Source organism: Vibrio ruber DSM 16370, from assembly GCF_900163965.1.
Classification (GTDB): domain Bacteria; phylum Pseudomonadota; class Gammaproteobacteria; order Enterobacterales; family Vibrionaceae; genus Vibrio; species Vibrio ruber.
The window spans coordinates 50,387-75,766 of the sequence record NZ_FULE01000042.1 but is presented as its reverse complement, the minus strand read 5'-3'; the positions used below and the strand labels follow the sequence as shown (position 1 = coordinate 75,766).

Annotated in this window: 18 protein-coding genes; 14 read left to right on the top strand and 4 right to left on the bottom strand. The window is 43.3% G+C overall.

From position 1 onward, the window contains the following. Positions 1 to 37 precede the first annotated feature (37 nt). The 7 genes from nagE to VR7878_RS15155 all read left to right on the top strand — a co-directional run bounded on the left by nagE (position 38) and on the right by VR7878_RS15155 (position 8,592). Positions 38 to 1,540, top strand: coding sequence for an N-acetylglucosamine-specific PTS transporter subunit IIBC (gene nagE, locus VR7878_RS15185; protein ID WP_077336905.1), 1,503 nt, complete (start codon positions 38 to 40; stop codon positions 1,538 to 1,540). Between the two features lie 271 nt (positions 1,541 to 1,811). Further along, entirely contained in the window at positions 1,812 to 3,278 is a 1,467-nt protein-coding gene (locus tag VR7878_RS15180) for a protein adenylyltransferase SelO (RefSeq protein WP_077336904.1), read from the top strand. Between the two features lie 315 nt (positions 3,279 to 3,593). Next, complete coding sequence (locus VR7878_RS15175; protein WP_077336903.1) at positions 3,594 to 4,598, top strand: TRAP transporter substrate-binding protein; 1,005 nt, start codon at positions 3,594 to 3,596, stop codon at positions 4,596 to 4,598. Between the two features lie 82 nt (positions 4,599 to 4,680). Next, positions 4,681 to 5,352, top strand: coding sequence for a TRAP transporter small permease (locus tag VR7878_RS15170; RefSeq protein ID WP_077336902.1), 672 nt, complete (start codon positions 4,681 to 4,683; stop codon positions 5,350 to 5,352). 5 nt (positions 5,353 to 5,357) lie between these two features. Continuing rightward, on the top strand, positions 5,358 to 6,719 hold the full coding sequence (locus VR7878_RS15165) for a TRAP transporter large permease (protein WP_077336901.1): 1,362 nt from the start codon (positions 5,358 to 5,360) through the stop codon (positions 6,717 to 6,719). Between the two features lie 339 nt (positions 6,720 to 7,058). After that, entirely contained in the window at positions 7,059 to 7,826 is a 768-nt protein-coding gene (locus tag VR7878_RS15160; RefSeq protein WP_159440477.1) for a substrate-binding periplasmic protein, read from the top strand. A gap of 163 nt (positions 7,827 to 7,989) precedes the next feature. Further along, on the top strand, positions 7,990 to 8,592 hold the full coding sequence (locus tag VR7878_RS15155) for an ATP-dependent Clp protease proteolytic subunit (protein WP_077336899.1): 603 nt from the start codon (positions 7,990 to 7,992) through the stop codon (positions 8,590 to 8,592). 189 nt (positions 8,593 to 8,781) lie between these two features. Here VR7878_RS15155 and VR7878_RS15150 read toward each other — a convergent pair whose 3' ends face one another. Together VR7878_RS15150 and VR7878_RS15145 are read right to left on the bottom strand one after the other, a co-directional pair. Beyond that, entirely contained in the window at positions 8,782 to 10,125 is a 1,344-nt protein-coding gene (locus VR7878_RS15150) for a sigma-54-dependent transcriptional regulator (RefSeq protein ID WP_077336898.1), read from the bottom strand. A gap of 9 nt (positions 10,126 to 10,134) precedes the next feature. Next, on the bottom strand, positions 10,135 to 11,937 hold the full coding sequence (locus VR7878_RS15145) for a sensor histidine kinase (protein WP_077336897.1): 1,803 nt from the start codon (positions 11,935 to 11,937) through the stop codon (positions 10,135 to 10,137). Positions 11,938 to 12,438: 501 nt separating this feature from the next. On the opposite strand from VR7878_RS15145, the gene tig reads away from it, so the two are divergent. The 7 genes from tig to VR7878_RS15110 all read left to right on the top strand — a co-directional run bounded on the left by tig (position 12,439) and on the right by VR7878_RS15110 (position 21,323). Then, positions 12,439 to 13,743, top strand: coding sequence for a trigger factor (gene tig / locus VR7878_RS15140; protein ID WP_077336896.1), 1,305 nt, complete (start codon positions 12,439 to 12,441; stop codon positions 13,741 to 13,743). A 106-nt stretch (positions 13,744 to 13,849) separates the two neighbouring features. Continuing rightward, positions 13,850 to 14,476, top strand: a complete 627-nt coding sequence (clpP, locus tag VR7878_RS15135) for an ATP-dependent Clp endopeptidase proteolytic subunit ClpP (protein ID WP_038178517.1) — start codon at positions 13,850 to 13,852, stop codon at positions 14,474 to 14,476. An 86-nt stretch (positions 14,477 to 14,562) separates the two neighbouring features. Next, a complete protein-coding gene (clpX, locus tag VR7878_RS15130) occupies positions 14,563 to 15,837 on the top strand; it encodes an ATP-dependent protease ATP-binding subunit ClpX (protein WP_077336895.1) in 1,275 nt (424 codons plus the stop codon). Positions 15,838 to 15,953: 116 nt separating this feature from the next. Then, positions 15,954 to 18,305, top strand: coding sequence for an endopeptidase La (gene lon / locus VR7878_RS15125; RefSeq protein ID WP_077336894.1), 2,352 nt, complete (start codon positions 15,954 to 15,956; stop codon positions 18,303 to 18,305). A 192-nt stretch (positions 18,306 to 18,497) separates the two neighbouring features. Then, the gene (locus VR7878_RS15120) at positions 18,498 to 18,770 is read left to right on the top strand and encodes an HU family DNA-binding protein (protein WP_038178520.1); all 273 of its coding nucleotides are present in this window, start codon (positions 18,498 to 18,500) and stop codon (positions 18,768 to 18,770) included. A gap of 256 nt (positions 18,771 to 19,026) precedes the next feature. Continuing rightward, positions 19,027 to 20,880 (top strand): peptidylprolyl isomerase, encoded by a 1,854-nt coding sequence (gene ppiD, locus VR7878_RS15115; protein WP_077336893.1) that lies wholly within the window; start codon positions 19,027 to 19,029, stop codon positions 20,878 to 20,880. A 134-nt stretch (positions 20,881 to 21,014) separates the two neighbouring features. Next, positions 21,015 to 21,323: a helix-hairpin-helix domain-containing protein gene (locus VR7878_RS15110; protein ID WP_077336915.1), complete on the top strand. Its 309-nt coding sequence runs from the start codon at positions 21,015 to 21,017 to the stop codon at positions 21,321 to 21,323. Between the two features lie 3 nt (positions 21,324 to 21,326). Here VR7878_RS15110 and VR7878_RS15105 read toward each other — a convergent pair whose 3' ends face one another. Together VR7878_RS15105 and VR7878_RS15100 are read right to left on the bottom strand one after the other, a co-directional pair. Then, entirely contained in the window at positions 21,327 to 23,951 is a 2,625-nt protein-coding gene (locus VR7878_RS15105) for a hybrid sensor histidine kinase/response regulator (protein WP_077336892.1), read from the bottom strand. Next, positions 23,944 to 25,119 (bottom strand): acyl-homoserine-lactone synthase, encoded by a 1,176-nt coding sequence (locus VR7878_RS15100; protein WP_077336891.1) that lies wholly within the window; start codon positions 25,117 to 25,119, stop codon positions 23,944 to 23,946. Before VR7878_RS15100 ends, VR7878_RS15105 begins: the two co-directional genes overlap by 8 nt. Positions 25,120 to 25,380 lie beyond the last annotated feature (261 nt).

The window sequence follows — 25,380 nt, the reverse complement described above, 5'->3', positions numbered from 1 at the left end:
GTCTGTGTAATGTACGAATCATGTGATGGAGGATGCAATGAACGTACTGGGGTATTTACAAAAACTTGGCAAGGCAATTATGTTGCCGATTGCTATCTTGCCGGTGGCCGCGATTTTATTAAGGCTCGGACAACCGGATATGTTGAATATTGCATTTATGGCTCAGGCGGGCGGTGCCATCTTCGGCCAGTTACCGTTGTTGTTTGCCATTGGTATTGCCGTTGGTTTATCTCGCGGTGATGCAGGGGCTGCCGGTTTAGCGGGCGCCGTCGGATATCTGGTGCTGACGGAAGCGGCTAAAACCATCAATGCGGATATCAATATGTCATTCTTTGGTGGGATCGTTGCAGGGGTCGTTGCCGGTCATGTCTATAACCGCTTTCATCAAACCAGTTTACCGGCTTATCTTGCATTTTTCGGTGGAAAACGGTTAGTCCCGATTATGACCGGTCTGATAACGCTCATTCTGGCGGGTATCAGTGGTGTTGTCTGGCCTGCAATTCAACATGGTATCGACTCTTTTGGTCATACCGTCGCGCATTCCGGTGCATGGGGAGAGTTTGTCTACGGAACGTTAAATCGTGCGCTGATCCCAGTCGGGTTACATCATGTTTTAAACTCCATTTTCTGGTTCGGATTGGGTGAGTGTACCAAAGTCACTTACGAGTTAGTCGGTGGGTTGCATAACTTATGTCTTGCGCCTGAAGTGGCGAAAACATTAAGTGTTGGTGGTGCGATTTCAACCATTGACGGCAGTGTGATTCAGAGTATTGCGACCGAAACGACGCGTGGCGATCTTAACCGCTTTTTCGCGGGTGACCCATCAGCCGGGGTATTTATGACCGGTTACTTCCCAATCATGATGTTTGGTTTGCCCGGTGCTGCATTTGCCATGTACATGGCCGCACCGAAAAGTCGTCGTCCGCAAGTAGGCGGGATTTTGCTGTCTGTGGCGTTAACCGCATTTTTGACTGGTGTGACTGAGCCACTTGAGTTCCTGTTTATGTTCCTTGCACCGGTGTTATACATCATCCATGCGATACTGACCGGGATCTCGCTGGTTGTGACCAACTATCTGGGGATTCTCGATGGTTTTGGTTTCTCCGCAGGTCTGTTTGACTTTGTGATCAACTGGGGACTGGCAACCAAACCGGGGCTATTGCTGGTGGTGGGATTATGCTTCGGTGTGATCTATTTCTGTATCTTTTACTTTGCTATCCGTTGGTTTGATATTCCGACCCCGGGCAGAGAAAAAGATGAAGCGACAGTCCGTCCGTCCGCAGCCTCTGAAGATATTCAGACGCTGGCAGATGAATATATTCAAGCCTTGGGTGGCCGTGATAATCTGAAACAAATTGATGCATGTATTACACGCTTGCGTCTTTCTGTGAACAATATGGCTCAGATCGATGAAGTAAAAATCAAAGCATTGGGTGCCAGCGGGGTTGTGAAGCTGAATCGCACCGACTTGCAGGTTGTATTGGGTGCTAAGGCTGAATTGGTCGCGAATGCGATGAAAGGCGACGCTGAATATGACTAAGTGAAGATGAGGACTTCTGTGTGAATGCTCGGGACCCGGGGATTCAACTGATAGTCATGAAGAAAGAGTGTGCGATTTCGTACGCTCTTTTTTTGCGCTGGATAATGTGCGCTGAGCAATTGATACTGATTGAGAGGCGGGGAGTTGACGCAGTTTTTTCTTATCTGCCGGAGCGATGCTGACTTGCACGCCCTCAATGGATGAAATAACCTAGCAAATAAGTCAGGTAATTGGTAAGGTTGACAGAGATAGATTGAAACGGAAACACCTTATGTCTCTTTGGCAACAATTACCGATCAGCCACCGTTATGCTGAGCTGCCGCAAAGCTTTTACACCCGGGTTATGCCAACACCAGTGGATAATCCTCACTGGGTGACTTGGAATGCGCCGCTCGCTGCCAGTTTTGGTCTGAGCGAGACGCCTGATGATCTCTGGTTACAGATCTTTTCCGATGGTGAAGTTCCGGACTATTTTCAACCGTTGGCGATGAAGTATGCCGGCCATCAGTTCGGGGTCTATAACCCGGCACTGGGGGATGGGCGAGGGTTATTATTCGGTGCGATTGCCGATCAGCAAGGGCGTTGGTTTGATGTGCACCTTAAAGGCGCCGGGCTGACACCGTATTCCCGAATGGGGGATGGTCGGGCGGTGTTACGTTCCACCATCCGAGAATATCTGTGCAGTGAAGCAATGGCAGCGCTGGGGAATCAAACCACCCGGGCGTTGGGGATGATGGTCAGTGATACCCCCGTGTACCGTGAACGCGTTGAGCAGGGCGCTTTACTGATTCGTCTGGCAGAAACGCACATCCGTTTTGGCCATTTTGAACACTTTTTCTATACCGGGCAGCATGATGACTTACGTTTGCTGGCCGATAAAGTCATCGCCTGGCATTTCCCGGAACTTGAACCCTCATCAGAATCACCGCGAGAGCCGGTGTATCTGGCGATGTTCCGCGAAGTTGTCAAACGAACCGCTGAAATGATCGCTTTTTGGCAAGCGTACGGCTTTGCGCATGGGGTCATGAATACTGACAATATGTCGATTCTCGGGCAAACCTTCGATTATGGCCCATTTGCGTTTCTGGATGATTATGATCCCCATTTTATCTGCAACCATTCCGATTATCAGGGGCGTTATGCATTTGATATGCAACCGGGGATCGGTCTGTGGAACTTGACTGCATTGGCGAAGGCACTGACGCCGCTGGTTGATAAAGCTGAACTGGAAGTGGTGTTGCAAACTTATAGTGTACAGCTCAATCTGGAATACAGTCGTTTGCTCCGTAGTAAACTCGGATTACAACAGCGCCGGGACGAGGATAGTCAACTGTGTGATGAGATGTTTAGACTGATGGCGGATAACCGGGTTGACTACACACTGTTTTTCCGGCGGCTCTCATCGCTGGATCACCAACCGCTTGAAACGGTCACGACGTTATTTGAGAACCAGGATGCCGCGAAGCAGTGGTTACAACAGTATCTTGCCCGTTGTGAGCAGGAGTCGGATACGGTAGAACAGCGCTGCCAGTCGATGCGTCAGGTCAACCCGAAATATATCCTCCGTAACTATCTTGCCCAACAAGTGATAGATGCTGCTGAACAGGGTGACTTTCAGCCGTTAGAGCAATTGCTTACGGTTTTAAGAGCTCCCTATGATGAGCAGCCGATGTATGAATCCTATGCTGAGCAGCCACCGGCATGGGGAAAATGTCTCGAAATCAGCTGTTCGTCATAAGCTAACGTCTATCCTTAACTGACGTTCAGTTTTTATCACCATTCTTTCCTGACCGAGACCATCCCTGAGTGAACGTAAGATTGTTCAGGGATGTGTCATTTCTGACCCATTGGCCGGGAGGGGATGGAGGGTTTTTCACCCATTCTTGCCTGATGTTTTCCTGACGGATTGATCAGTTTTACAGCAATGTTGCTCTTAAGTTGCTGTTGTTACTAATTTGTTTTATTTGTTGATGGGTGTTGGCTCGTTATTTGCCTTGTTGTCAATAACGTGAATACCAAGCAGGTATTCAGTTTCTATAACAAGGAGAAAAAGATGTTTAAGCCTTTCACATTACTGACTGTATCTATACTTGCTGCGACCAGTTTTAATGCCGCGGCTTCCGAAGGCTGTGACCCGGGTGAAACCGTGATTAAATTCAGCCATGTCACCAATACGGATAAACATCCGAAAGGGATTGCCGCAGCATTGCTTGCTAAGCGAGTCAACAAAGAGATGGACGGAAAAGTTTGTATGGAAGTTTTCCCGAACTCAACCCTGTATGATGATGATAAAGTCTTGGAAGCCCTTTTAAATGGCGATGTGCAACTCGCGGCCCCTTCTCTTTCCAAGTTTGAAAAATTCACCAAAAAATATCGTATTTTCGATTTGCCATTTTTGTTTGACGATGTTGCAGCGGTTGACCGTTTCCAGAACTCTGCTGCCGGCGATAAACTGAAAAATGCCATGAAACGCCGCGGATTGCAGGGTTTGGCATTCTGGCACAACGGGATGAAACAGTTGTCTGCCAACAAACCGCTGATTGATCCAAAAGATGCCAAAGGATTGAAATTCCGCGTTCAGGCGTCTGATGTTCTGGTCGCTCAATTCGAGCAGTTGGGAGCTAACCCACAAAAGATGTCGTTTAAAGAAGTGTACGGTGGCTTACAGACCGGCGTCATTGATGGTCAGGAAAATACTTGGTCCAATATCTACGGTAAGAAATTCTTCGAAGTTCAGGACGGTATTACCGAAACCAACCACGGCATTCTGGATTATCTCGTGGTGACCTCAACGAAATTCTGGGACGGCCTGCCTGATGATGTGCGCAATCAGTTTGCACAGATTCTCAAGGAAGTCACGGCGACCCGTAATGCTGAATCAACTAAAGTCAACCTGACCAACCGTCAGAACATTATCGATGCCGGTGGTGTGGTGCGAACGCTGACACCTGCTCAACGTCAGAAATGGGTTGATGCGCTCAAACCTGTCTGGAAGAAATTTGAGAAAAATATCGGTCATGATCTGATCGAAGATGCACTCGCAGCAAACAAGAAGTAACTGTCGTAGTCACGCTATAAACATGTGCCCCACGCCACCGGAGTGGGGCACCTAGATGATAACAATGAGAGCGAAGATAGTTATGGACAATTCTTTCTTTTCTAAAGTCGGTCGTTTTACAGATTCGGTTGAAGAATTTCTGATCGCATTCTTTTTAGGCACGATGACTTTACTGACGTTTATCAATGTCATCTGTCGCTATGTATTTAATGACAACATACTGTGGGCCCTTGAACTGACAGTGTTTATGTTTGCCTGGATGGTTCTGGTTGGTGCGTCTTATGGGGTAAAAAAGCACTTTCATATTGGTGTTGATGTGATCATTAACATTGCTCCGGCAAAACTAAAGAAAACCTTCGCGGTGCTATCAGCATTCGCTTGTTTGAGTTTTGCCGTGCTGCTGTTGATTGGGTCGTGGAACTATTGGCATCCGTTTATTACCGAACGGGCTTGGTATGAAACCGATGATATTCCGATGCCGGGGTTCCTCCAGTTTTTAGCCGACTGGCTCAATGAAGGCGAGGCTTACGAGAAATTGCCACGATTTATTCCGTATATGGCGCTGCCTATCGGGATGGGGCTCCTGACATTGCGTTTTACGCAAGCCGCGTACCAGATTTTGACTGGCAAGATGGATCGTCTGATTGCCTCGCATGAGGGAGAAGACGAGTTAGAAACACTGAAGTCAGAATTGCAGCAAGACATTGATGCGGATTCTGAAAAATCAATGCCGTCATCGGATCGCAAGGAGTAATCATCATGGCTGTTTTATTTCTCTTTTTAATGGTGATTGCCCTGATGCTTATCGGTGTGCCGATCGCTGTCTCACTGGGTTTATCAAGTATTGTATTTCTGATGTTGCATTCGGATGCATCGTTGGCTTCGGTCGCCCAGACATTATTCAATGCTTTTGCGGGTCACTACACACTGTTGGCGATTCCGTTCTTTATTCTCGCATCTAGCTTTATGTCCACCGGTGGGGTTGCCAAACGAATTATCCGCTTTGCAATTGCACTGGTCGGCTGGTTCCGCGGTGGCCTTGCTATTGCTTCGGTCATGGCTTGTATGATGTTTGCTGCACTGTCGGGCTCTTCTCCTGCAACGGTTGTTGCTATCGGGAGTATCGTGATTGCCGGGATGGTCAAAAATGGTTACTCCAAAGGATTTGCCGCCGGGGTGATTTGTAATGCCGGAACGCTGGGGATTTTAATTCCGCCGTCAATTGTCATGGTGGTCTACGCTGCGGCAACGGATGTTTCTGTCGGCCGGATGTTCCTTGGCGGGGTGATTCCCGGTTTACTCGCCGGTGCGATGCTGATGGTTGCTATTTATATTGCAGCCCGGGTCAAGAACCTCCCGAAACAACCCTTTGTCGGTTGGGGGGAACTGATGGCTGCCGGACGTGAGGCTATCTGGGGATTGTTTTTAATCGTCATTATTCTGGGCGGTATTTATGGGGGGATTTTCACCCCGACTGAAGCGGCTGCGGTGGCTGCGGTTTATGCCTTCCTGATTGCCAACTTTGTCTATAAAGACATGGGGCCATTTGCTGACCGGGAGAATACGTTGCCGGGTGTTGTGAAAGTGTTGCAGACATTTGTCCATCCGGATACCAAGAAAACGCTGTGTGAAGCTGGCCGGCTGACGATTATGTTGCTGTTTATCATTGCCAATGCTTTGATTCTCAAACATGTCCTCACTGAAGAGCAAGTGCCGCAGATGATCGCAAATTCAATGCTTTCTGCCGGTTTAGGACCCATCACGTTTCTGATTGTCGTCAACTTGTTACTGCTGATTGGCGGGCAGTTTATGGAACCGTCCGGGCTGTTGATTATTGTTGCACCGCTGGTCTTCCCGATCGCGATTCAGCTCGGGATTGACCCGATCCATCTGGGGATCATCATGGTGGTGAATATGGAAATCGGGATGATTACACCACCTGTCGGGCTGAACCTGTTCGTGACGGCTGGGGTGGCACGTATGTCGATGCTCAATGTCGTGAAAGCTGCATTACCTTGGGTTGCGATCATGTTCCTGTTCTTATTGATTGTCACCTACGTGCCGTGGGTTTCAACTTGGCTGCCGACGACACTGATGGGGCCGGAAATCATTACCAAATAATGGAACGTTATCCCCGAATCCCTCAATATCTGTGTGATATTGTCTGTTGAGGGCCATCGGGGATGAAGTGATGGTGCTCGTTTGTCGTAATTTTCAATCTCTCACGCCTTGCTGGGCTGAGAGATTTTTACGTATCAGGGGGATATGCAACGGGACGGGCAAAACACAATCGGAGGGCGGTGACGTATTCTCTGTCAGGTTTATTCTGCAAAAAGTGTAAGACCAACTTTATCGTCTTTATGTGTTTGCTATCCTACACTGAAAGAACCGAAGGATGTATGCGCATCAATTGATGAGATTATATGCGTTGGTGAAATTAATTCTATGTATCTGTGCAAAATGTGGCGTTCATTGTTCTTTACGACTATTTTCTTGTGTTCTTATCCCGTTTGGGCAGCGTATCAACTGCAACAACCGGTTGTTGCTTCATGTAGTGAGCGAACCTATGCATATGTGCAGGATGATATTATTCACGGTATTTCTTATGAGGTGGTGAAAGCAGTTTTTGAGCGTGCAGATATTCCTTTTCAGTACCGGATTTTGCCGTGGGCCAGAATATACAATTATGGTTTGCATCGGGAAAATTTTTTGGTGGCCTGTCTGGGTAAGACTCCTGAACGGGAAGGGCGTTTCCAATGGGTCGGTGCTGTTAATCACAAACTGAGTATCTATTTTTACGGATTAACTTCAAATGCAATAACCGTCAATAGCTTGGAGGAGATGAAGCAATACAAAATTGGCGTTTTAAGAGGTTCTTATTACGAAGATTTTTTAATCCGCAATCATTTCCCCCGGGAAAGTATTCATGCCGTCAGTAGCACGGAACAAACTTTATTAATGTTAACCGGCAGGCGTTTCGATTTTTTACTATTGGAAGAATCAACGATGTCGATTATTGCCAAAAGCCTGAAGATAGCTGCGGATCAATATCAGAAAGTGTTGTTTGCGTTTCATGCAGAAGATTATCTGGCATTTAGCCACAATACATCTTCAGCGCTGGTCGAGCGTGTCAGAAAAGCTTATCAGGAACTGGCCGCAGAAGGTGTCATTCAGCAAATATTTATTCAGGAAGATCAGCTTAAAGAGGGCTATCATCCTGAACAGTAAGGGGATTAACTGGCATAATGGAAAAATATTGGACCTGTACCGCGAGGAATGAATGACTAGTCATGAATTATGATATTTGTTTCTTAAGCGGCGGGAGATATGCCTTGCTAGTTAATTGTAATTCGTTACAATGAATCATAAGGTTAATTAGAGAAGAATGTCTATGAATTTCGTATTAAAAAATGATGAAAAAGATAAGGCCAATGATGAACGGAGCTCTGGTTCAGTGGTAGAGGAAAAACTCATAGCGTCTCGTTCTATTTTCATTTCTGGTGAGGTTGACCAGAAGCTGGCCCAAAAAGTTTCAACGCAGTTATTGGTATTGCAGGAAATCAGCGACGAGCCGATTTATCTGTATCTCAATAGCCAGGGTGGACACGTAGAAGCCGGCGATACTATCCATGACATGATTAAATTTATCAAACCGGAAGTTATCGTGATTGGAACCGGATGGGTTGCCAGCGCCGGGGTGACGATCTACATTGCCGCGAAAAAAGAAAACCGTGTCTGTTTGCCGAATACACGCTTTATGATTCACCAACCATTGGGTCAGGTACGTGGTAAAGTCTCAGATATTAAGATTGAAGCAGATGAGATTTTACGGATGCGCGCCCGGGTGAATAAGATGATCAGTGAAGCAACCGGTCAGCCTTATGAACAGGTCGAGAAAGATACAGATTATAATTTCTGGATGAGTCCGGAAGAGGCGGTTAAGTACGGATTGGTTAGTCGGATCGTGAGTAATATCAGAGAACTGCAAGACTAATTGAATCGGAACGTTTGCTCAGTATTGACTGATAACGTTTTTTGTAAGCCAGTTAAAATATGGAATGAAAGTTACCTTTCATTCCATATTTTTTATGGGCAGAGCAATTTGTAGACAGAACAATTTATGGACAGAGCAATCTTCCGGCATGTAACGACAGGGCTGACTGAAGCGTACTCTGAGTCGTACTTAGTTTTTATAGTTTTCTTTATCCAGCTGATATTTTTGCATTTTATCGTAAAGTGTTTTCCGTGGCAGATTCAGACTTTCCATGGTGTCTTTAATACTTCCCCCGGATTCGATTAATGCCTGTTCGATCACTGACTTCTCAAACTCGGCAACCTGATCGGCTAAACTGATTACCGGCCCGTTCATCAGATGCGTTTCCTGACCCAGCTGAATCAGTTTACCGAGCAAAACATACCGTTCTGCGGCATTTCTTAACTCGCGGACATTACCCGGCCAGTTATGACTCATTAATGATTGCATGTCTTGCTTTGAGATCGAATTGGCAGCTTTGCCATAGCGGGCTGCGGCAACCAGCAAAAAGTGATGGAATAAGGCGGGAATATCTTCTTTACGTTCCCGTAGCGGGGGAATATCCAGCGTGACAATATTGAGCCGATAATACAAATCTTCCCGAAATGTTCCCTGTTGTGCTGCTTGTTTGAGATCGACTTTGGTAGCAGCAATGACCCGAATGTCCAACGGAATTAGCTCATTGGAACCGACGCGCTCAATCAACCGTTCTTGTAACACCCGCAGGAGGCGAATTTGTGCTGACATCGGCATTGATTCGATTTCATCAAGAAACAGCGTTCCGCCCTGTGCATGTTCGAATTTACCGATACGCTGACTCTCGGCACCGGTAAATGCGCCTTTCTCGTGTCCGTATAATTCACTTTCGATCAAGTTTTCCGGGACAGCACCACAATTGACGGCCACGAAATTACGCTCTCTGCGTGAACTCAATTCATGCAGAGAACGGGCAATCAACTCCTTGCCGGTGCCGGTCTCACCAAAAAGCAGAATATCAGCATTGGTATCGGCAATCTGGCTAATGGTGTCTTTCAAGGATTGAATACTGGCGGTTTCCCCAATAATTCGTGGCCCGAGCGTCTGGCTGGCCTTCAAACTTCTCTTCAGCTTTTGGTTTTCCAGCGTCAGCCGACGCTTCTCGATTGCCCGGTGAACCGTTTCCATCAGCCGCTCGGGCGCAAAGGGCTTCTCGATAAAGTCATAGGCACCGTCATGCATCGCCTGAACTGCCATCGAAATGTCACCGTGCCCGGTAATCAGGATGACCGGTAAATCTGGATCTTGATGGTGGGCAGAATGCAATAAATTTTGGCCGCTGAGTCCGGGCAATTGAATATCTGTGACAATCACCAGCGGTAGTCCGTCTTGTTTGATTGCCAGCAGCGCTTCTTCGGCACTGTCAAAAAATCTGGCTTGGATATCTGCCAGTTCAAAGCTCTGTTCGATCGCAATACGGATATCCGCTTCATCATCAATAAAAAATACATCGCACATAACACGTCCTTATGAGGCATTTTCAGGTGAGGGGGGCGTCGTCGCCGGTAACTGAATCGTGAACCGGGCACCGCCAAGCGGTGCTGATGAGGCATTCAGTTGTCCGCCCATACTCTGAATAATTTGCTGAGAGATCGATAGGCCCAGCCCAAGCCCATTTTTCTTGGTGGTATAAAAGGGATCAAATAACTGAGGTAAGGTTTTATCGTCTAACCCTTCACCATTATCATCAATATGAATTGTGAGTCGGAGATTGTCTTCAGTAAAGCTGAGGATGATCTGTTTATCTGAGAGGCCTTCGAGTGCCTGTATCGCATTGGTCAAAAGATTAATCAGCACTTGTTCCAAATGAATCGGATTGATATGTAACCAGATAGACTGTTCCGGTGCCCGTATCTCGAAATGAATCTGCTGTGATTTGAGTTGTGACTGAATCAACTCTTTGGTCGACAAAATAATCGGATAAAGCTGGACGACGGCACGTTCATCATGATCTGATTTGCGGGCAAAAGAGCGTAGCTGAGTGCTTATTTTCGCCATTCTTTCCGTCAGCCCGGAGATGCGAGTCAGGTTTTCGTCTGCCCGGTCAATTTTACCGCTGGCAAGAAAACGTCGGCCATTATCAGCGAAGCTGCGGATTGCCGCGAGCGGGTTGTTGAGTTCATGGCTGATACTGGCGGACATTTGTCCCAGTACAGCGAGTTTTGCCGTTTGAATCAATTCATCCTGCGTTTGTCTCAGCTGTTGTTCCGTCTTACTGCGTTCTTCGATCTCAAGATGGAGTTTCGCGGTTCTTTCCATCACTAAAAACTCAAGTTTTTGCTTTGCTTCAGACTGAAGTTGTTCGATCTGACGCTGTTTATTTTTACGATGGTGAACGAGCAGCATAATCAGATAAATAATGGCAAATACCATGCACGAGATGACGACAAAACCAAAGCTACTCCAAAACACTTGAATCTTCGGCGACAGAACACGAATATTCAACGGGATATTGTGCAAAGGGCGACTGCTGACAATGAAGTCTCCTTTGATCCAACCTTGTTTCGGATCGATCCACTCGGTAGTCGCTTGATTCATCTTTCCGAGTAATCCCAGTGATTGTATGGTTTGGTCAAGGTACTGGCGGGAATGAAAAATTTTGGCGCGGATCTCAGGATCAATAAATGTGACGCTTTTGAATAGCCAGTTCGGCTGACTTGACATAAAAATAATATTGTACGGATCGGTCGCGACAAAATAGCTGTTTTTACTTTTCCAGTTCTCTTCAATCGACGAGAGATCCATTTTGACGACTACGACACCGAGAATTGTTGCCGCATAAGTCACCGGATATGCATAGTAGTAACCACGTTCACCGGAAGTTGAGCCCAGTGCGTAGTATTGGCTTTCATTGCCTTGAACGGCAACCTGAAAATACGGCCGCCAATTAAAGTTTCTGCCAATAAAGGAACGTTGTAGGTTCCAGTTACTCGCTGCAATCGTATTGCCATGAATATCCAGAAGATAGGTATCAGAGGCTTTGATGGCACTGTTGACCTGCTCAAGGTAGTGATTGGTGATATCGATTTGAGCGGAGTTGTCAGCCATGGTGAGTGCGTCCACCAGTTTTTTATCTTTGGAGAGTAACCGCGGAATATGCGCGAACTTATCTAGTTTGGTGACCACATGACTGGCAAAACGTTCTAGCTGTGCCTGATGTTCGCTGAGCAAGCTCTGATAGCTATACTGCCATACAAGATGTGCGCCGTATGCTGTCGTCACTATGAAAATGACAACAAAAATAAGATTGAAACGGAACTTAGATAACATCGTTGTACTTAATCGGTAAGAAGAGCCAGTGCTTTATTTTACTGGTTTGTTATCAGAACGGTGATAAACGGTTTCGGGGAGAGCGAAAAAGTAAGATCAGGATCTCTTTTTCAATATTTCACTGAAAAAAAGCGGCTTTTGCCTTGAAAAGCATAATTTTACCCCCATCCTGTCAATCTACGGAACAATACCGATGAATTTTTTGTCAGGCAGGAGAATAAATTCTAGGCATCAGGTGTTCGTCTGCTGAGATAGACTCGACAGGTGTAGCTCTGGTCGTTAGAATGTCGCGTCTGAAAAGTATGTCCTGAGTCTGATAGGAGCATATCTGGAGTATCACTCGTCGTGGAGCGAAGATTACTTCACATCACTGCTCACTATTTTATTTCGTTATAGATGTACTCTGAAAGAGTACGGAACATGGATGCAGCCAAGATTAGCGAATGCGATCTAGGCTCATGATGCTCAGAAGAACTGAGCCAGTTTTGAGGTTTATATAGAATGCAAGTTACTGTTGAAACGCTAGAAGGCCTACAACGCCGTCTGAATATTACTGTTCCTGCTGCCAACATCGAAGATGCTGTGACAGCAGAACTGCGTAACATCGCAAAAAACCGTCGTTTCGATGGTTTCCGTAAAGGCAAAGTGCCGATGAAAATGGTTGCTAAGATGTATGGCAAAGCAGTACGTCAGGATATCCTTGGTGAAGTGATGCAGCGTCATTTTATCGAAGCGATTATCCAAGAAAAAGTGAACCCTGCTGGCGCGCCAACATTTACTCCTGTTGAAAACGAAGAGAATAAAGATTTAGTTTTTAACGCGACGTTTGAAGTCTATCCTGAAGTTGAACTGCAAGGCTTGGAAAATATCGAAGTCGAAAAGCCGAACGTTGCGGTAAAAGATGAAGATGTGGCAGAGATGCTTGAAACACTGCGTAAGCAGCAGGCAACATGGAAAGAAGTTGATGCAGCTGCTGAAGAAGGCAAGCGTGTCACACTTGATTTCGTCGGTACAATTGATGGGGAAGCTTTCGAAGGCGGTAAAGCTGAAGACTTCGCTCTGGAAATGGGCGCTGGCCGTATGATCCCTGGATTTGAAGATGGTATCGTTGGCAAAACTGCAGGAATGGAGTTTGAAATCGACGTAACTTTCCCTGAAGACTATCATGCTGAAAACCTGAAAGGTAAAGCGGCAAAATTTGCTATTAAGATCAGCAAAGTTGAAGAACGCGAATTACCGGAATTGAACGATGAGTTCGTGGCTAAATTCGGCGTGAGCGAAGGTGGTCTTGAAGCGCTTCAGGCTGAAGTGCGTAAGAATATGGAACGCGAACTCAAGCAAGCTGTGAAACAGCGTATCAAGCAGCAAGCGATTGATGGTCTGGTCAAAGAGAATGACATTGACGTTCCGTCTGCACTGATTGATCAGGAAATCGAAGTACTGCGTCAGCAAGCGGCACAGCGTTTTGGCGGTAATCCTGAAGCTGCGGCACAACTGCCTCGCGAACTGTTTGAAGAACAGGCAAAACGTCGCGTTGTGGTTGGTCTGTTGCTGGGTGAAGTTATCAAAGCAGATGACCTCAAAGCGGATGACGAAAAAGTGAAAGCGCTGATCGAAGATATGGCAACTGCTTATGAAGACCCACAAGAAGTTGTGACTTATTATGAGCAGAATGAAGAGCTCATGAATAACATGCGTAACGTTGCGCTTGAAGAGCAAGCGATTGATGCTATCCTTGCTAAAGCAAAAGTTTCTGAGAAAGACGTAAGCTTCAACGAGCTGATGAATTCTCAGAACGCTGCTTAATTAGGCAATATATATCATAGAAGGTTGACTAAAGGTTAACGATTCTGATAACAATGGTCCGTATGATACCCGTCATCCGGGCCATTTATTTTAGGGATATAAGAATATGAGCTACCAAGAAAAAAATGAAATGTCGTCAATCCTGAACGCCTTAGTACCAATGGTGGTAGAGCAAACCTCCCGGGGAGAGCGCTCTTACGATATCTATTCCCGTCTGCTGAAAGAGCGTATTATCTTTTTAACTGGTCAGGTTGAAGATCAGATGGCAAATCTTATCGTGGCTCAGCTCCTGTTCCTGGAATCAGAAAACCCGGATAAAGATATCTTCTTGTATATCAATTCTCCGGGAGGAAGTGTTGATGCCGGATTGTCGATTTATGATACCATGGAGTTTATCAAACCTGATGTGAGTACAGTATGTATGGGTCAGGCATGTTCTATGGGCGCTTTTTTACTTGCGGGTGGCACGGCGGGAAAACGTTTCATGCTGCCAAATGCACGTGCGATGATTCATCAACCGTTGGGTGGTTTTGGTGGTCAGGCATCTGATATTCAGATTCATACGCAGGAAATTTTGAAGATTAAACAAAAATTGAATGACCTTCTTGCCAAACATACCGGGCAGCCACTGGATGTAATTGAACGTGATACAGATCGGGATAATTTTATGTCTGCGCAGCAGGCTGTCGATTATGGTCTGGTAGATGCAGTATTGACGCATCGAGGCAAATAGGCTGCGAGTGCTCATCATTTGAATAGCGCAATTTGATACAAATTGATATAAACTCAGCATATGGATAAAGGCTAAGAGGTTAGCGAATGACAGATAAAAGCAAAGAGAGTGGTAAACTGTTGTACTGCTCTTTCTGTGGCAAAAGCCAACACGAAGTTCGCAAACTGATCGCAGGTCCTTCTGTTTACATTTGTGATGAATGTGTCGATCTATGTAACGACATTATACGAGAAGAAATTAAGGATGCACTTCCGAAGAAAGAGTCAACGGCATTACCGACGCCGCATGAGATTCGGAATCATCTTAATGACTATGTGATTGGTCAAGAGCACGCGAAAAAAGTGCTTGCGGTCGCTGTTTATAATCACTACAAGCGTTTGCGTAATGGTGATAAGACGAGTGAAGGTGTTGAATTAGGTAAGAGTAATATCCTGCTGATCGGGCCGACGGGTAGTGGTAAAACTTTATTGGCTGAAACACTGGCTCGCTTTTTGGATGTGCCGTTTACAATGGCAGATGCAACAACACTGACCGAGGCAGGTTACGTCGGGGAAGACGTTGAAAACATTATCCAGAAGCTACTGCAAAAATGTGATTACGATGTAGCCAAGGCAGAGCGCGGGATTGTTTACATTGATGAAATCGATAAGATCTCACGCAAATCTGAAAACCCATCGATCACTCGGGATGTATCCGGTGAAGGGGTGCAACAAGCTCTGTTGAAACTCATCGAAGGGACGGTTGCTTCTGTTCCGCCTCAAGGTGGCAGAAAGCACCCGCAACAAGAATTTTTGCAAGTTGATACGTCAAAAATCTTGTTTATCTGTGGTGGTGCGTTTGCCGGACTGGATAAAGTCATCGAGCAGCGTGTTGCGACAGGAACGGGAATTGGCTTCGGTGCTGAAGTTCGCTCCAAAGATGAAATCAAGACTGTCGGTGAGCTGTTTACGCAGGTTGAACCGGAAGACTTAGTGAAATATGGGTTAATCCCTGAATTCATTGGTCGTCTGCCAGTGACGGCAACGTTGACAGAACTGGATGAAGCAGCATTGATCCAGATTCTTTGTGAACCGAAGAATGCGTTGACCAAGCAGTACGGTGCGCTTTTCGAACTTGAGGATGTTGATTTAGAGTTCAGAGAAGATGCGTTACGTGCGATTGCCAAAAAAGCAATGACTCGTAAAACCGGTGCTCGCGGATTACGTTCGATTCTGGAAAGTGTGTTGTTAGAAACGATGTATGAATTACCGTCGGTCAACGATGTCAGTAAAGTTGTCATTGATGAATCAGTGATTAATGGTGAATCTGCGCCATTACTGATCTATTCTAACAATGAGAATCAGGCCGCTGGTGCCGAATAATTCAGCAAAGTCTCACGAAGGAGGTATGATTACCTCCTTTTTTTTATTCTACGATTGAATCCCATTGTTTAGACCCCATATACTGCCATATAGACAAAAGCGGAAGAGAGAAGAATATGAACTTGGAACGTTCCGAGCGTATAGAGATCCCCGTATTGCCACTGCGAGACGTTGTGGTTTATCCACATATGGTTATTCCTTTATTTGTTGGTCGTGAAAAATCAATCCAATGTCTTGAAGCTGCAATGGACAATGACAAGCAGGTTCTTTTAGTCGCTCAAAAGAAAGCAGAAACGGATGAGCCGACCATTGATGATTTGTTTGATGTCGGCACAGTTGCGACGATTTTACAACTCCTGAAATTACCGGACGGTACGGTTAAAGTGCTTGTTGAAGGCCAACAGCGAGCACAGGTTGAATCTTTTGTTGAAGGTGATTTTTTCTCTGCGCAAGCTCGTTACTTAGTAACCCCTGAACTGGATGAAAAAGAGCAAGAAGTGATTGTTCGCAGCGCGATTAATCAGTTTGAAGGGTTTATTAAGCTCAATAAAAAAATTCCACCAGAAGTTTTAACGGCTTTAAATGGTATTGATGAAGCAGCTCGTTTGGCTGACACCATTGCTGCCCATATGCCTTTGAAGTTAGCGGATAAGCAACAAGTTCTTGAAATAATTGATGTTGTTGAACGTCTGGAATTCCTAATGGGCCAGATGGAATCTGAAATTGATTTGCTCCAGGTTGAAAAGCGTATTCGCAACCGGGTGAAGAAGCAGATGGAAAAATCCCAGCGCGAGTATTATCTGAATGAACAGATGAAAGCCATTCAGAAAGAGCTGGGTGAGATGGATGATGCGCCTGATGAATTTGAGACATTGAAGAAGAAAATTGAAGATTCTAAGATGCCTCAAGAAGCGCGTGAAAAGACCGAGCAGGAACTTCAGAAATTGAAGATGATGTCTCCGATGTCTGCTGAAGCAACTGTGGTGCGCAGCTATATCGATTGGATGGTAAGCGTTCCTTGGTCGAAGCGTTCAAAAGTGAAAAAAGATCTGGCGAAAGCGGAAGTGATTTTAAATGAAGATCACTACGGACTGGAGCGAGTGAAAGAGCGTATTGTAGAGTATCTTGCGGTTCAAAACCGGATTCAGAAATTGAAAGGTCCGATTCTCTGCCTGGTTGGTCCTCCGGGCGTTGGTAAGACATCGCTGGGGCGTTCTATTGCGGCTGCAACCGGACGAAAATATACCCGGATGGCATTAGGTGGGGTTCGTGATGAAGCTGAAATTCGTGGCCACCGACGTACCTACATTGGCTCACTGCCCGGTAAGCTGATACAAAAAATGTCCAAGGTTGGCGTGAAAAATCCACTCTTTTTGTTGGATGAAATCGATAAGATGTCATCAGATATGAGGGGAGACCCGTCATCTGCATTGCTTGAGGTGCTTGATCCGGAACAAAATAACGCATTTAACGATCATTATCTGGAAGTGGATTATGATCTGTCTGACGTAATGTTCGTCGCAACCTCAAACTCAATGAATATTCCCGGGCCTCTGCTTGACCGGATGGAAGTCATTCGGCTCTCGGGATATACCGAAGATGAGAAACTAAATATTGCTAAACGTCATCTGGTTTCTAAACAGGTTGAACGCAATGGTCTGAAGCCGGCAGAAATTGAGATTGATGATTCGGCAATCATTGGCATTATCCGTTACTACACCCGAGAGGCTGGCGTACGTAATTTAGAACGGGAAATTTCAAAGATTTGTCGTAAAGCCGTGAAGAACATTCTGCTCAATAAAGATATCAAGCTTGTGACGGTCACACAGGACAATCTGAAAGAATTCTTAGGTGTACAGCGTTTTGATTATGGTAAAGCTGAAGAAAGTAATCGGATTGGTCAGGTGACAGGCCTTGCCTGGACGGAAGTCGGTGGCGATCTGTTGACTATTGAAGCACAGTCGATGGTCGGTAAAGGGAAACTGACTCAGACCGGCTCACTGGGTGATGTGATGCAAGAGTCGATTCAAGCGGCAATGACAGTTGTTCGTTCTCGTGCTGACAAACTGGGGATTAATAGCGATTTCCACGAAAAACGCGATATCCATGTGCACGTTCCTGAAGGGGCGACGCCGAAAGATGGCCCAAGTGCCGGAACGGCGATGTGTACTGCTTTAGTGTCTTGTCTGACCGGCAACCCGGTAAAAGCGGAAGTTGCAATGACCGGTGAAATTACATTACGGGGCGAAGTGTTACCGATTGGTGGCTTGAAAGAGAAATTACTTGCTGCTCATCGGGGCGGAATAAAAACCGTCTTGATCCCGAAAGATAATGAACGCGATCTGGAAGAAATCCCAGAAAATGTGATTGCTGATCTGAAAGTCATCCCTGTGCAATGGATTGATGATGTTCTGAATGTGGCGCTGGAACGTGCTCCGTTAGGGGTTGAGTTTGAGTCCCAAAAATAGTGATGTACAGCAAAAATAACTAAAAGTTTACGCTGATTCGCATAAAAAGGCTTGTCAGCGTTTTTTTTGAAGGCCATAGTTACTGACTATGGCTTAAGCCTTGATACAACAAGGCTTTAAGCCATTTTTCGGACTTAATGGAACAAAAAATCACCTTTAAATATAACGATAGGTGAAGAAAGGGGAATCACAGTGAATAAAACACAATTAATTGATAAAATTGCGTCAGATGCTGAAATCTCTAAAGCGTCTGCGGGCCGTGCTCTTGATGCATTCATTGATGCAGTGAGTGGTACACTTGAGTCTGGTGAGCAAGTTGCTCTGGTTGGGTTTGGAACATTTAGTGTTCGTACTCGCGCAGCCCGTACTGGCCGGAATCCGAAAACTGGGGATGAGATCCAAATCCCTGAAGCAAAAGTACCTGCTTTCAAAGCTGGTAAAGCACTGAAAGACGCGTGTAACTAATTTAGTTGCACAGAATTTTGCTAATTGAGGCAAAATTAAGTCAAACGTTTTGAAAATATGCGCATCATACTGATGCGCATTTCTTTTTTCTGATATTATCGCGTCATTCGCTTTGAATTTGAATATAGTTGGTTCTGAAAACTATCAATAGTGAAAGTTTTTTGATGAGTAAACTCATTGATTTCTGAAAGGATAGTTTTGAGAAACAGAGTATTTTACTGAGTAAGTGGCCATTAAGCCGGAGAATGATTAAATTATGATGGATCGGTTGCGCGAGGGTGTGAATAGCATCGCGATTAAGATTATCCTTGGGTTGATAATCTTGTCATTTGTATTTGCGGGAGTCAGTAGCTACCTTGTCGGTGGTAGTAATAATGCAGCAGCAAAGGTTGGAGACACAAAGATAGGCCGGGCAGAGTTCGAGCAAGCTTATCAAAATGAGCGAAACCGAATGCAATCACAGTTAGGTGATTACTTCTCAAACCTACTTGCTGATCCGAGTTATGTTGCATCATTCCGTCGTTCTGTATTAGATAAAATGGTGAACGATGTTCTGCTTGAACAACATGCCGAAGCACTGGGTTTAAGAATTAGTGACGAACAGGTTCGTCAGGCAATTGTCGAGATGCCGCAGTTCCAGTCAGAAGGTAAGTTTGATCAGGATATTTATCAGACAGCATTACGTCGTGCTGGTTTTTCTCCGGATTCGTTTGCAACATTCCTGAGAAGTGATTTATTGCGTAACCAGCTTCTGACGGCTGTTCAGTCGAGTGACTTTACATTGGACAGTGAAATTGAGGCTCAGGCTGCATTATTCGCTCAGAAGCGGGAAATCAGAACCATTAAGCTTGCGACAGAAGATTATGCCAAGAAGATTCAACTCAATGATGATGATTTGCAAGCATATTACAAATCTCATGAAGACAATTTCATGCGTCCGGAGCAATTTAAAATCTCCTACCTTGAGCTTTCAGCAGACAAATTGAAATCATCAATTAAAGTCACAGATGAGGAAGCTGAAAAATATTATCAGGAACATGCAGACCAATATTCAACCAAAGCACAGCGTAAAGTCAGCCATATTCTTGTGAATGATGAGAAGCAGGCCGATGCTATTCTGAAGCAACTGAAAGACGGTGCTGATTTCTCAAAACTGGCCAAAGAGGATTCTCAGGATCCGGGTAGTGCTACCAAGGGAGGTGAGCTGGATTGGTTTGAAAAAGGTGTTATGGATCCTGCGTTTGAAGAAGCGGCATTTGCCTTGAAAAATGTCGGTGATCTCTCTGATGTTGTGAAATCGAATTTTGGATATCACATTATCAAGCTAGATGCGATGAAACCCGCAAAAGTCAAACCTTTTGCAGAAGTTAAAGATGATGTCATCGCTTCTATTCGGGATGAACGGGCACTTGATCGTTTTTATCAATTACAGAGTGATCTTGAAAAAGTTGCTTTTGAAAGCCCCGATTCTCTCGACGAAGCTGCCAAAGCTGTCCAGGAAAAGGTTCATACGACTGATTTTGTGTCGTTGACTGATTTACCGGAAATTTTGCAGTCTGCACCCGTTCAGAAAGCGTTGGATAACCCGGAAGTCAAAAATGAAGGTTTGAATTCTTCTGTGGTTGAAGTTGCACCTGAAGATGTTGTGGTCGTCCGTATTGAAGAGACCCGTCCGGAAACATTACTGCCTTTCGATACCGTGAAATCGCAGGTTGTTGAGGCGCTGTCTAAAGTGAAGGCTGAGCAACAAACAGAAGCGATTGCTGAAAAGGTACTTGCTGGTTTAAAACAGGGTGATACGACAGCACTTGAGAGCAACAAGCTCAAATTTGGTGAGTTAACGATGATTGATCGGAGTTCGCCACTGGCACGTTCAGTCTTTGCAATGCAAAAACCGCAGAATGGTCAGCCAGTTTATGGACAGACGAAAGATCGTCAAGGAAACATTGTCTTAGTCGAGTTAACCAAAGTTGAATCGACACCGGATAAACAACTCACTCAGCAGTTGGCTGTTCAGATGCAGCGTCTGAATCGTCAGCAGGATCTCACTGGGCTTTTGAATATCCTCAGAGAGCAAACCGATATTGAATACTATCTTGCGACACAGTGATAAACAGGATGTAATTGATATGTTTGTTGAGGCGGGCTACTTTTGTAGCCCGTTTTAATTTGTATCAGTCAGCATCGTATTTTTAGCAGGCTTCGATAGGATAAATCCGAATGTTTAATTTGGAGATAAATCTTATGTTTAAAATATTAATTGTTGCTGTACTTTCGATCTTATACCTACCACTACAAACCGCTTATGCCGCAACCGATGAGTCCACATTAGCCGTGGTTACGCAATCACCCGTCAAGACGGTTAATATCAACAGCGCAGCAGCAGAAGACGTTGCCGCAGCACTCAATGGCATTGGTTTGAAGAAAGCACAAGCCCTCGTCAGTTACAGAGAAGAACATGGACCGTTTATTCATATCGAGGATGTGACAGCAGTCAAGGGGATCGGCGCATCACTTGTTGAGAAGAACAGGAATCGAATAACTTTACAATAAGGTTCACGATTCGGATAACACCGTTTTATGACTAATGACGGATTCTTTATCTTGGTGAGTCGGTGACAGAGAGTCTGTCGTATCAGTTTGAGGTTTTGATATCTTGATAGGCTCTATCGCTTGAAGAGTATCCACCGCCAGCCATTTGAGGATGGTTTGCTGTAATAACTGTTTGGTGGTGGGTTTAATCAACCACCCATCCATTATTCTTTTTATCTGAGCAACTTCATCATCACCCGATTCTCCTGACAGAGCAATAACTGGCAGCATCGGGTGAGTTTCTTTAATGATGGTACATGCCTTTAATCCATCCATAACAGGCATTTGAACATCCATGAAAACAATATCAATAGCATGATGACGAACCATCTCAACGGCTTCTGCGCCATTTTCCGCTTCATAAACGGTAAACTGGAGGGATTCCAAATAGAGTTTTGCCAGCGCTCGCTGTGTTGAATTATCATCAGTAACCAACGCGATTTTTTGTTTCTGACTCGCAGGGACAGGATGTGTTGATTTCAGTCGTTCGGGTGATGGTGATTCTGCCACATCAATTTTTGGTTGTGTCAGTTGCTCTTCTTGTTTAACGTGAGGAAAGGTGAGGGTAAACCTTGTGTATTCACCGTAAACTGAGTGACACTGAATATCCCCCCCGAAGAGTTTCATTGCTCTTTTACAGTAGCTTAAGCCTAAACCACTGCCTCCCTTTTTTTGGTAGGTGAAGAATTCATCAAAGATCCTGTGTACAATTTGTGGTTCAATCCCCGGGCCGTAGTCAATAAAAATAAGTTTATTATATTCATATCCAGCTTCAAGAGATATCTCAATATTACTATCAGAATAATTATCAAAATAATAAATTGCATTTCTTAATAAGTTGAAAATAATGAAATCGAATAAGGTATTATTTACACATATATTAAAATCACAGGATGGTTTTATTATTATGCGATTTTTGAATAGACTAGAACTATAAGCAAATCTATTAATAATCTGTGTTATTTGATTTTTTATGGAAAATATTTCCATTCTATCTTGACTTATTATAGATTGATTGACTTCATGTAAAATAATATCAATTAGTTGGCTTCCATGCTGGACAGCATTCTTTCCTTTTTGAATTTCATCTCTTAAGTTTTGAGGTAGTTGACTATTAATGATAATATCATCTAATTTCTCTAGATGAAATTGAATTTGGGATAGGGGATTTCTCATCTCATGAGCAATAGACTTTGCCATTGCTTGAGATTGGTGAATTTTGGTTTCATAATGGATATAAATTTGTGCTTTTTTTAAAAGCAATTGAATTGCATTGATTTCTTCATTTGAATATAGAGAGCCATCATTTTTTTTAGGAGATATAAGTAATTGAGATAAAGTGTTATGATGATCATATATAGGAAGAATCATTGCACTTTCGTTCTTTGACATTAGATCTCGAATCTGACGAAGTCTTTTATTATGATTATTATTGATGTATTGTTCGACCTCTTCAATAAGTAAAACGGAGTAATTTTTTTGAAAATAATTAATATAAATACTATTTGAATTGATGTCAGAAACTAAGATAGATTGTTTTAAATTAAGTAAACGTTCAAGTTTTGTTATAGCTTGCTGTGACGAGATTTGAAAATCATCTACTAAAGACAGGATCCTTTCTACCGGTGGCTTTCTATCCCCGTATATCCATAGGCCTGCATATTGAGAAAAAAATTGCCAAACATTTCTCCAGGTTAAGCCACATAGAAGACACCAGAAAGAGATGATAAAAATGTGATTTTTACTTTCTACTAACCATGACTGAAGAACAAATATAGGAGTTATATAGATAACTGCTGTCATAATCATACAAAGTGTTGTGTATACAAGATAACGCCAGCTATAGAATCTATGATAAAGAACAGCGTAACCCATAAATAATAGTTCAGTTACGGACAATGCTGGTGGAAGCCAAGTCAACGAAAAATCATTAAAAATATATGTTACAAAGGTATGTATAATAGCAGTCGATAGCATAAATGTAATGATACCGATTATCATATAAATAGATTTTAGTTTTTTTAACTTATCATCTCCTTTAATTAATTGAATTAGATTGAGGAGAGTGATACACGTCAATATAATAACTGAAAGAAAGAATAATGATGTTAATTTGCCAAAATGAATGATGAATTGACTAGGAGCATATATATCTATGCTTACAATCGTGTAATTAGAGTATAAATTTGTATATAAAGCAAAAATAGTGAAGGTAATAAGAATTAAACATTGCCAATAATTTAAATTATTATTCGGTTTTTTAGATGTAATTCCACAAGAAAAATGAAAGGCTGAAGCAAATGCCATATATGAGAAAACATTAGCAGCCTTTGCTATTATAATTGCATATTGAGGACTATAAGCTGTTAGTAGTCCAGAGTGGAAATATGAGTTTGAAATAATCCACAGCATAATAAATATAGAATAAAATATGTATGAAGAGTAGATTGTTTTAAATGGAGAAACGCCCTGTTTATTCAATTTTATAAAAAAATAAATCAGCCAAACTAACACAAGACTAGCAATAAATAATAGTAGAAGAGATTTGGTATAGAAAAGTTCTCCTATTATAAGAATAAAATTATTCAAACGAGTCTCTCCTGATTTTGTAATACTTCATTATTAATTTATATTCTTCATAGTTAATATTTTTAAACTTGTTATTTATTTCCTGATTATTCCAAAATCCTTTATAAGTTTTTATATTACTATTGTTAATGTCATAGCAAGAATGATTTAGATAACATTCTTTGCCAAAAAAATCATACAAGTCAAGCATTAATGGTGATTCTATAATAGTATATGAGAGTTTTTTACCTATTGCAATTAGTTGCTTCGCTAGATGTTTCTGGCATAAGAAGATCAAGAAAATACGAAATCTATGGCGACCGCTAACTGTTAACCTTAAAATCTCACAAACAGCATCTGTATCTGATAGATTGTCTTCAATGATAGAATCATTATATAGTTTTGCATCAAAAATTTTTTCACTGAAAACTCCGGTTTGATAAAGATACTTAACTGAATCCTTCACTAGGCAGTTTTGCCACTTAGGATTTTTAAAGAAGGGATCAAAGCTGAGCCAGTTTTCACGCTTATGCCAATGTTGAATCAACGCTGTTGATACTAGTATTGGGGAGAAGTCTTTATCGTGATAAAACACTAAGACATGGCTCCCTTGTTGCGATAAATGAAGTGTAAAAAGTATTTCATACCATTTCTGTTCTATGACAAAGGTATCAAGGTTTATCAGAGAAATCGCATCAGCAAGGGGAAGAGGGATACTACAATGTAGTGTAGTAAAATATCTTGTGTCTTTTTCTATATTACTGACGTATTCAGAATAGTATTTTTTCTCATCTAATGAGAGAGACATAATATTAAGTTCTATAGAATCCAAAGCTTGATTTTTCTGTAAAATCAGGTATCTCTCATATTCAGCCCACCCAGCAAGAAGACTTCCAAATAGTTCAATTGCAGAAATTTCAATAGAGTGCCAGTTTGTAGGGCAATCTGCCATTGGAGTGGACAGAATATGTTTAATAGCTTGAGATGATTCAAATATTGAAGCAAGATCACCGTCAGAGTAAGGGTAAGAATAGAGAATATTCTTTTGTCGTAGGTTAACTAAATCAGCAAAATTTGAAGTGGGTAACTCTTGAAGTAGTACGCGTTGGACTGTTTGGAAAAAAAATATTTTCTGCTGAGAGTCCCATTGACTTGTCTGCTGGTTATACGCTGATGTTGATAATATCACATCCAAAATACTCTACCCTAATATCTATATCGTATAATTGACACTTATATCACCCTGGTGTCAATTATTCAATATCTTAATATTTGATAAGAGATTATTGTAAATGATATTTTGTTGAATTTTTTCGGTTACATCTATTGTGTTATATCGATATACCTTATCTAGATAGATGTCTAAGGGTTATAACGTACTTCCTCAGTTGACTTGATGTGACTTTATATGATTATCATCAGCAATTAATTCATTAAGTTTGTATTCTGG

Excerpts from the sequence above, each read along its gene's own strand:
- VR7878_RS15160 (WP_159440477.1), top strand. The coding sequence starts at position 7,059 with ATGTGGCGTTCATTGTTCTTTACGACTATTTTCTTGTGTTCTTATCCC.
- VR7878_RS15180 (WP_077336904.1), top strand. The coding sequence starts at position 1,812 with ATGTCTCTTTGGCAACAATTACCGATCAGCCACCGTTATGCTGAGCTG.
- VR7878_RS15170 (WP_077336902.1), top strand. The coding sequence starts at position 4,681 with ATGGACAATTCTTTCTTTTCTAAAGTCGGTCGTTTTACAGATTCGGTT.
- tig (WP_077336896.1), top strand. The coding sequence starts at position 12,439 with ATGCAAGTTACTGTTGAAACGCTAGAAGGCCTACAACGCCGTCTGAAT.
- VR7878_RS15165 (WP_077336901.1), top strand. The coding sequence starts at position 5,358 with ATGGCTGTTTTATTTCTCTTTTTAATGGTGATTGCCCTGATGCTTATC.
- VR7878_RS15145 (WP_077336897.1), bottom strand. The coding sequence starts at position 11,937 with ATGTTATCTAAGTTCCGTTTCAATCTTATTTTTGTTGTCATTTTCATA.
- clpP (WP_038178517.1), top strand. The coding sequence starts at position 13,850 with ATGAGCTACCAAGAAAAAAATGAAATGTCGTCAATCCTGAACGCCTTA.
- clpX (WP_077336895.1), top strand. The coding sequence starts at position 14,563 with ATGACAGATAAAAGCAAAGAGAGTGGTAAACTGTTGTACTGCTCTTTC.
- VR7878_RS15155 (WP_077336899.1), top strand. The coding sequence starts at position 7,990 with ATGAATTTCGTATTAAAAAATGATGAAAAAGATAAGGCCAATGATGAA.
- VR7878_RS15110 (WP_077336915.1), top strand. The coding sequence starts at position 21,015 with ATGTTTAAAATATTAATTGTTGCTGTACTTTCGATCTTATACCTACCA.
- VR7878_RS15150 (WP_077336898.1), bottom strand. The coding sequence starts at position 10,125 with ATGTGCGATGTATTTTTTATTGATGATGAAGCGGATATCCGTATTGCG.
- nagE (WP_077336905.1), top strand. The coding sequence starts at position 38 with ATGAACGTACTGGGGTATTTACAAAAACTTGGCAAGGCAATTATGTTG.
- ppiD (WP_077336893.1), top strand. The coding sequence starts at position 19,027 with ATGATGGATCGGTTGCGCGAGGGTGTGAATAGCATCGCGATTAAGATT.
- VR7878_RS15175 (WP_077336903.1), top strand. The coding sequence starts at position 3,594 with ATGTTTAAGCCTTTCACATTACTGACTGTATCTATACTTGCTGCGACC.
- lon (WP_077336894.1), top strand. The coding sequence starts at position 15,954 with ATGAACTTGGAACGTTCCGAGCGTATAGAGATCCCCGTATTGCCACTG.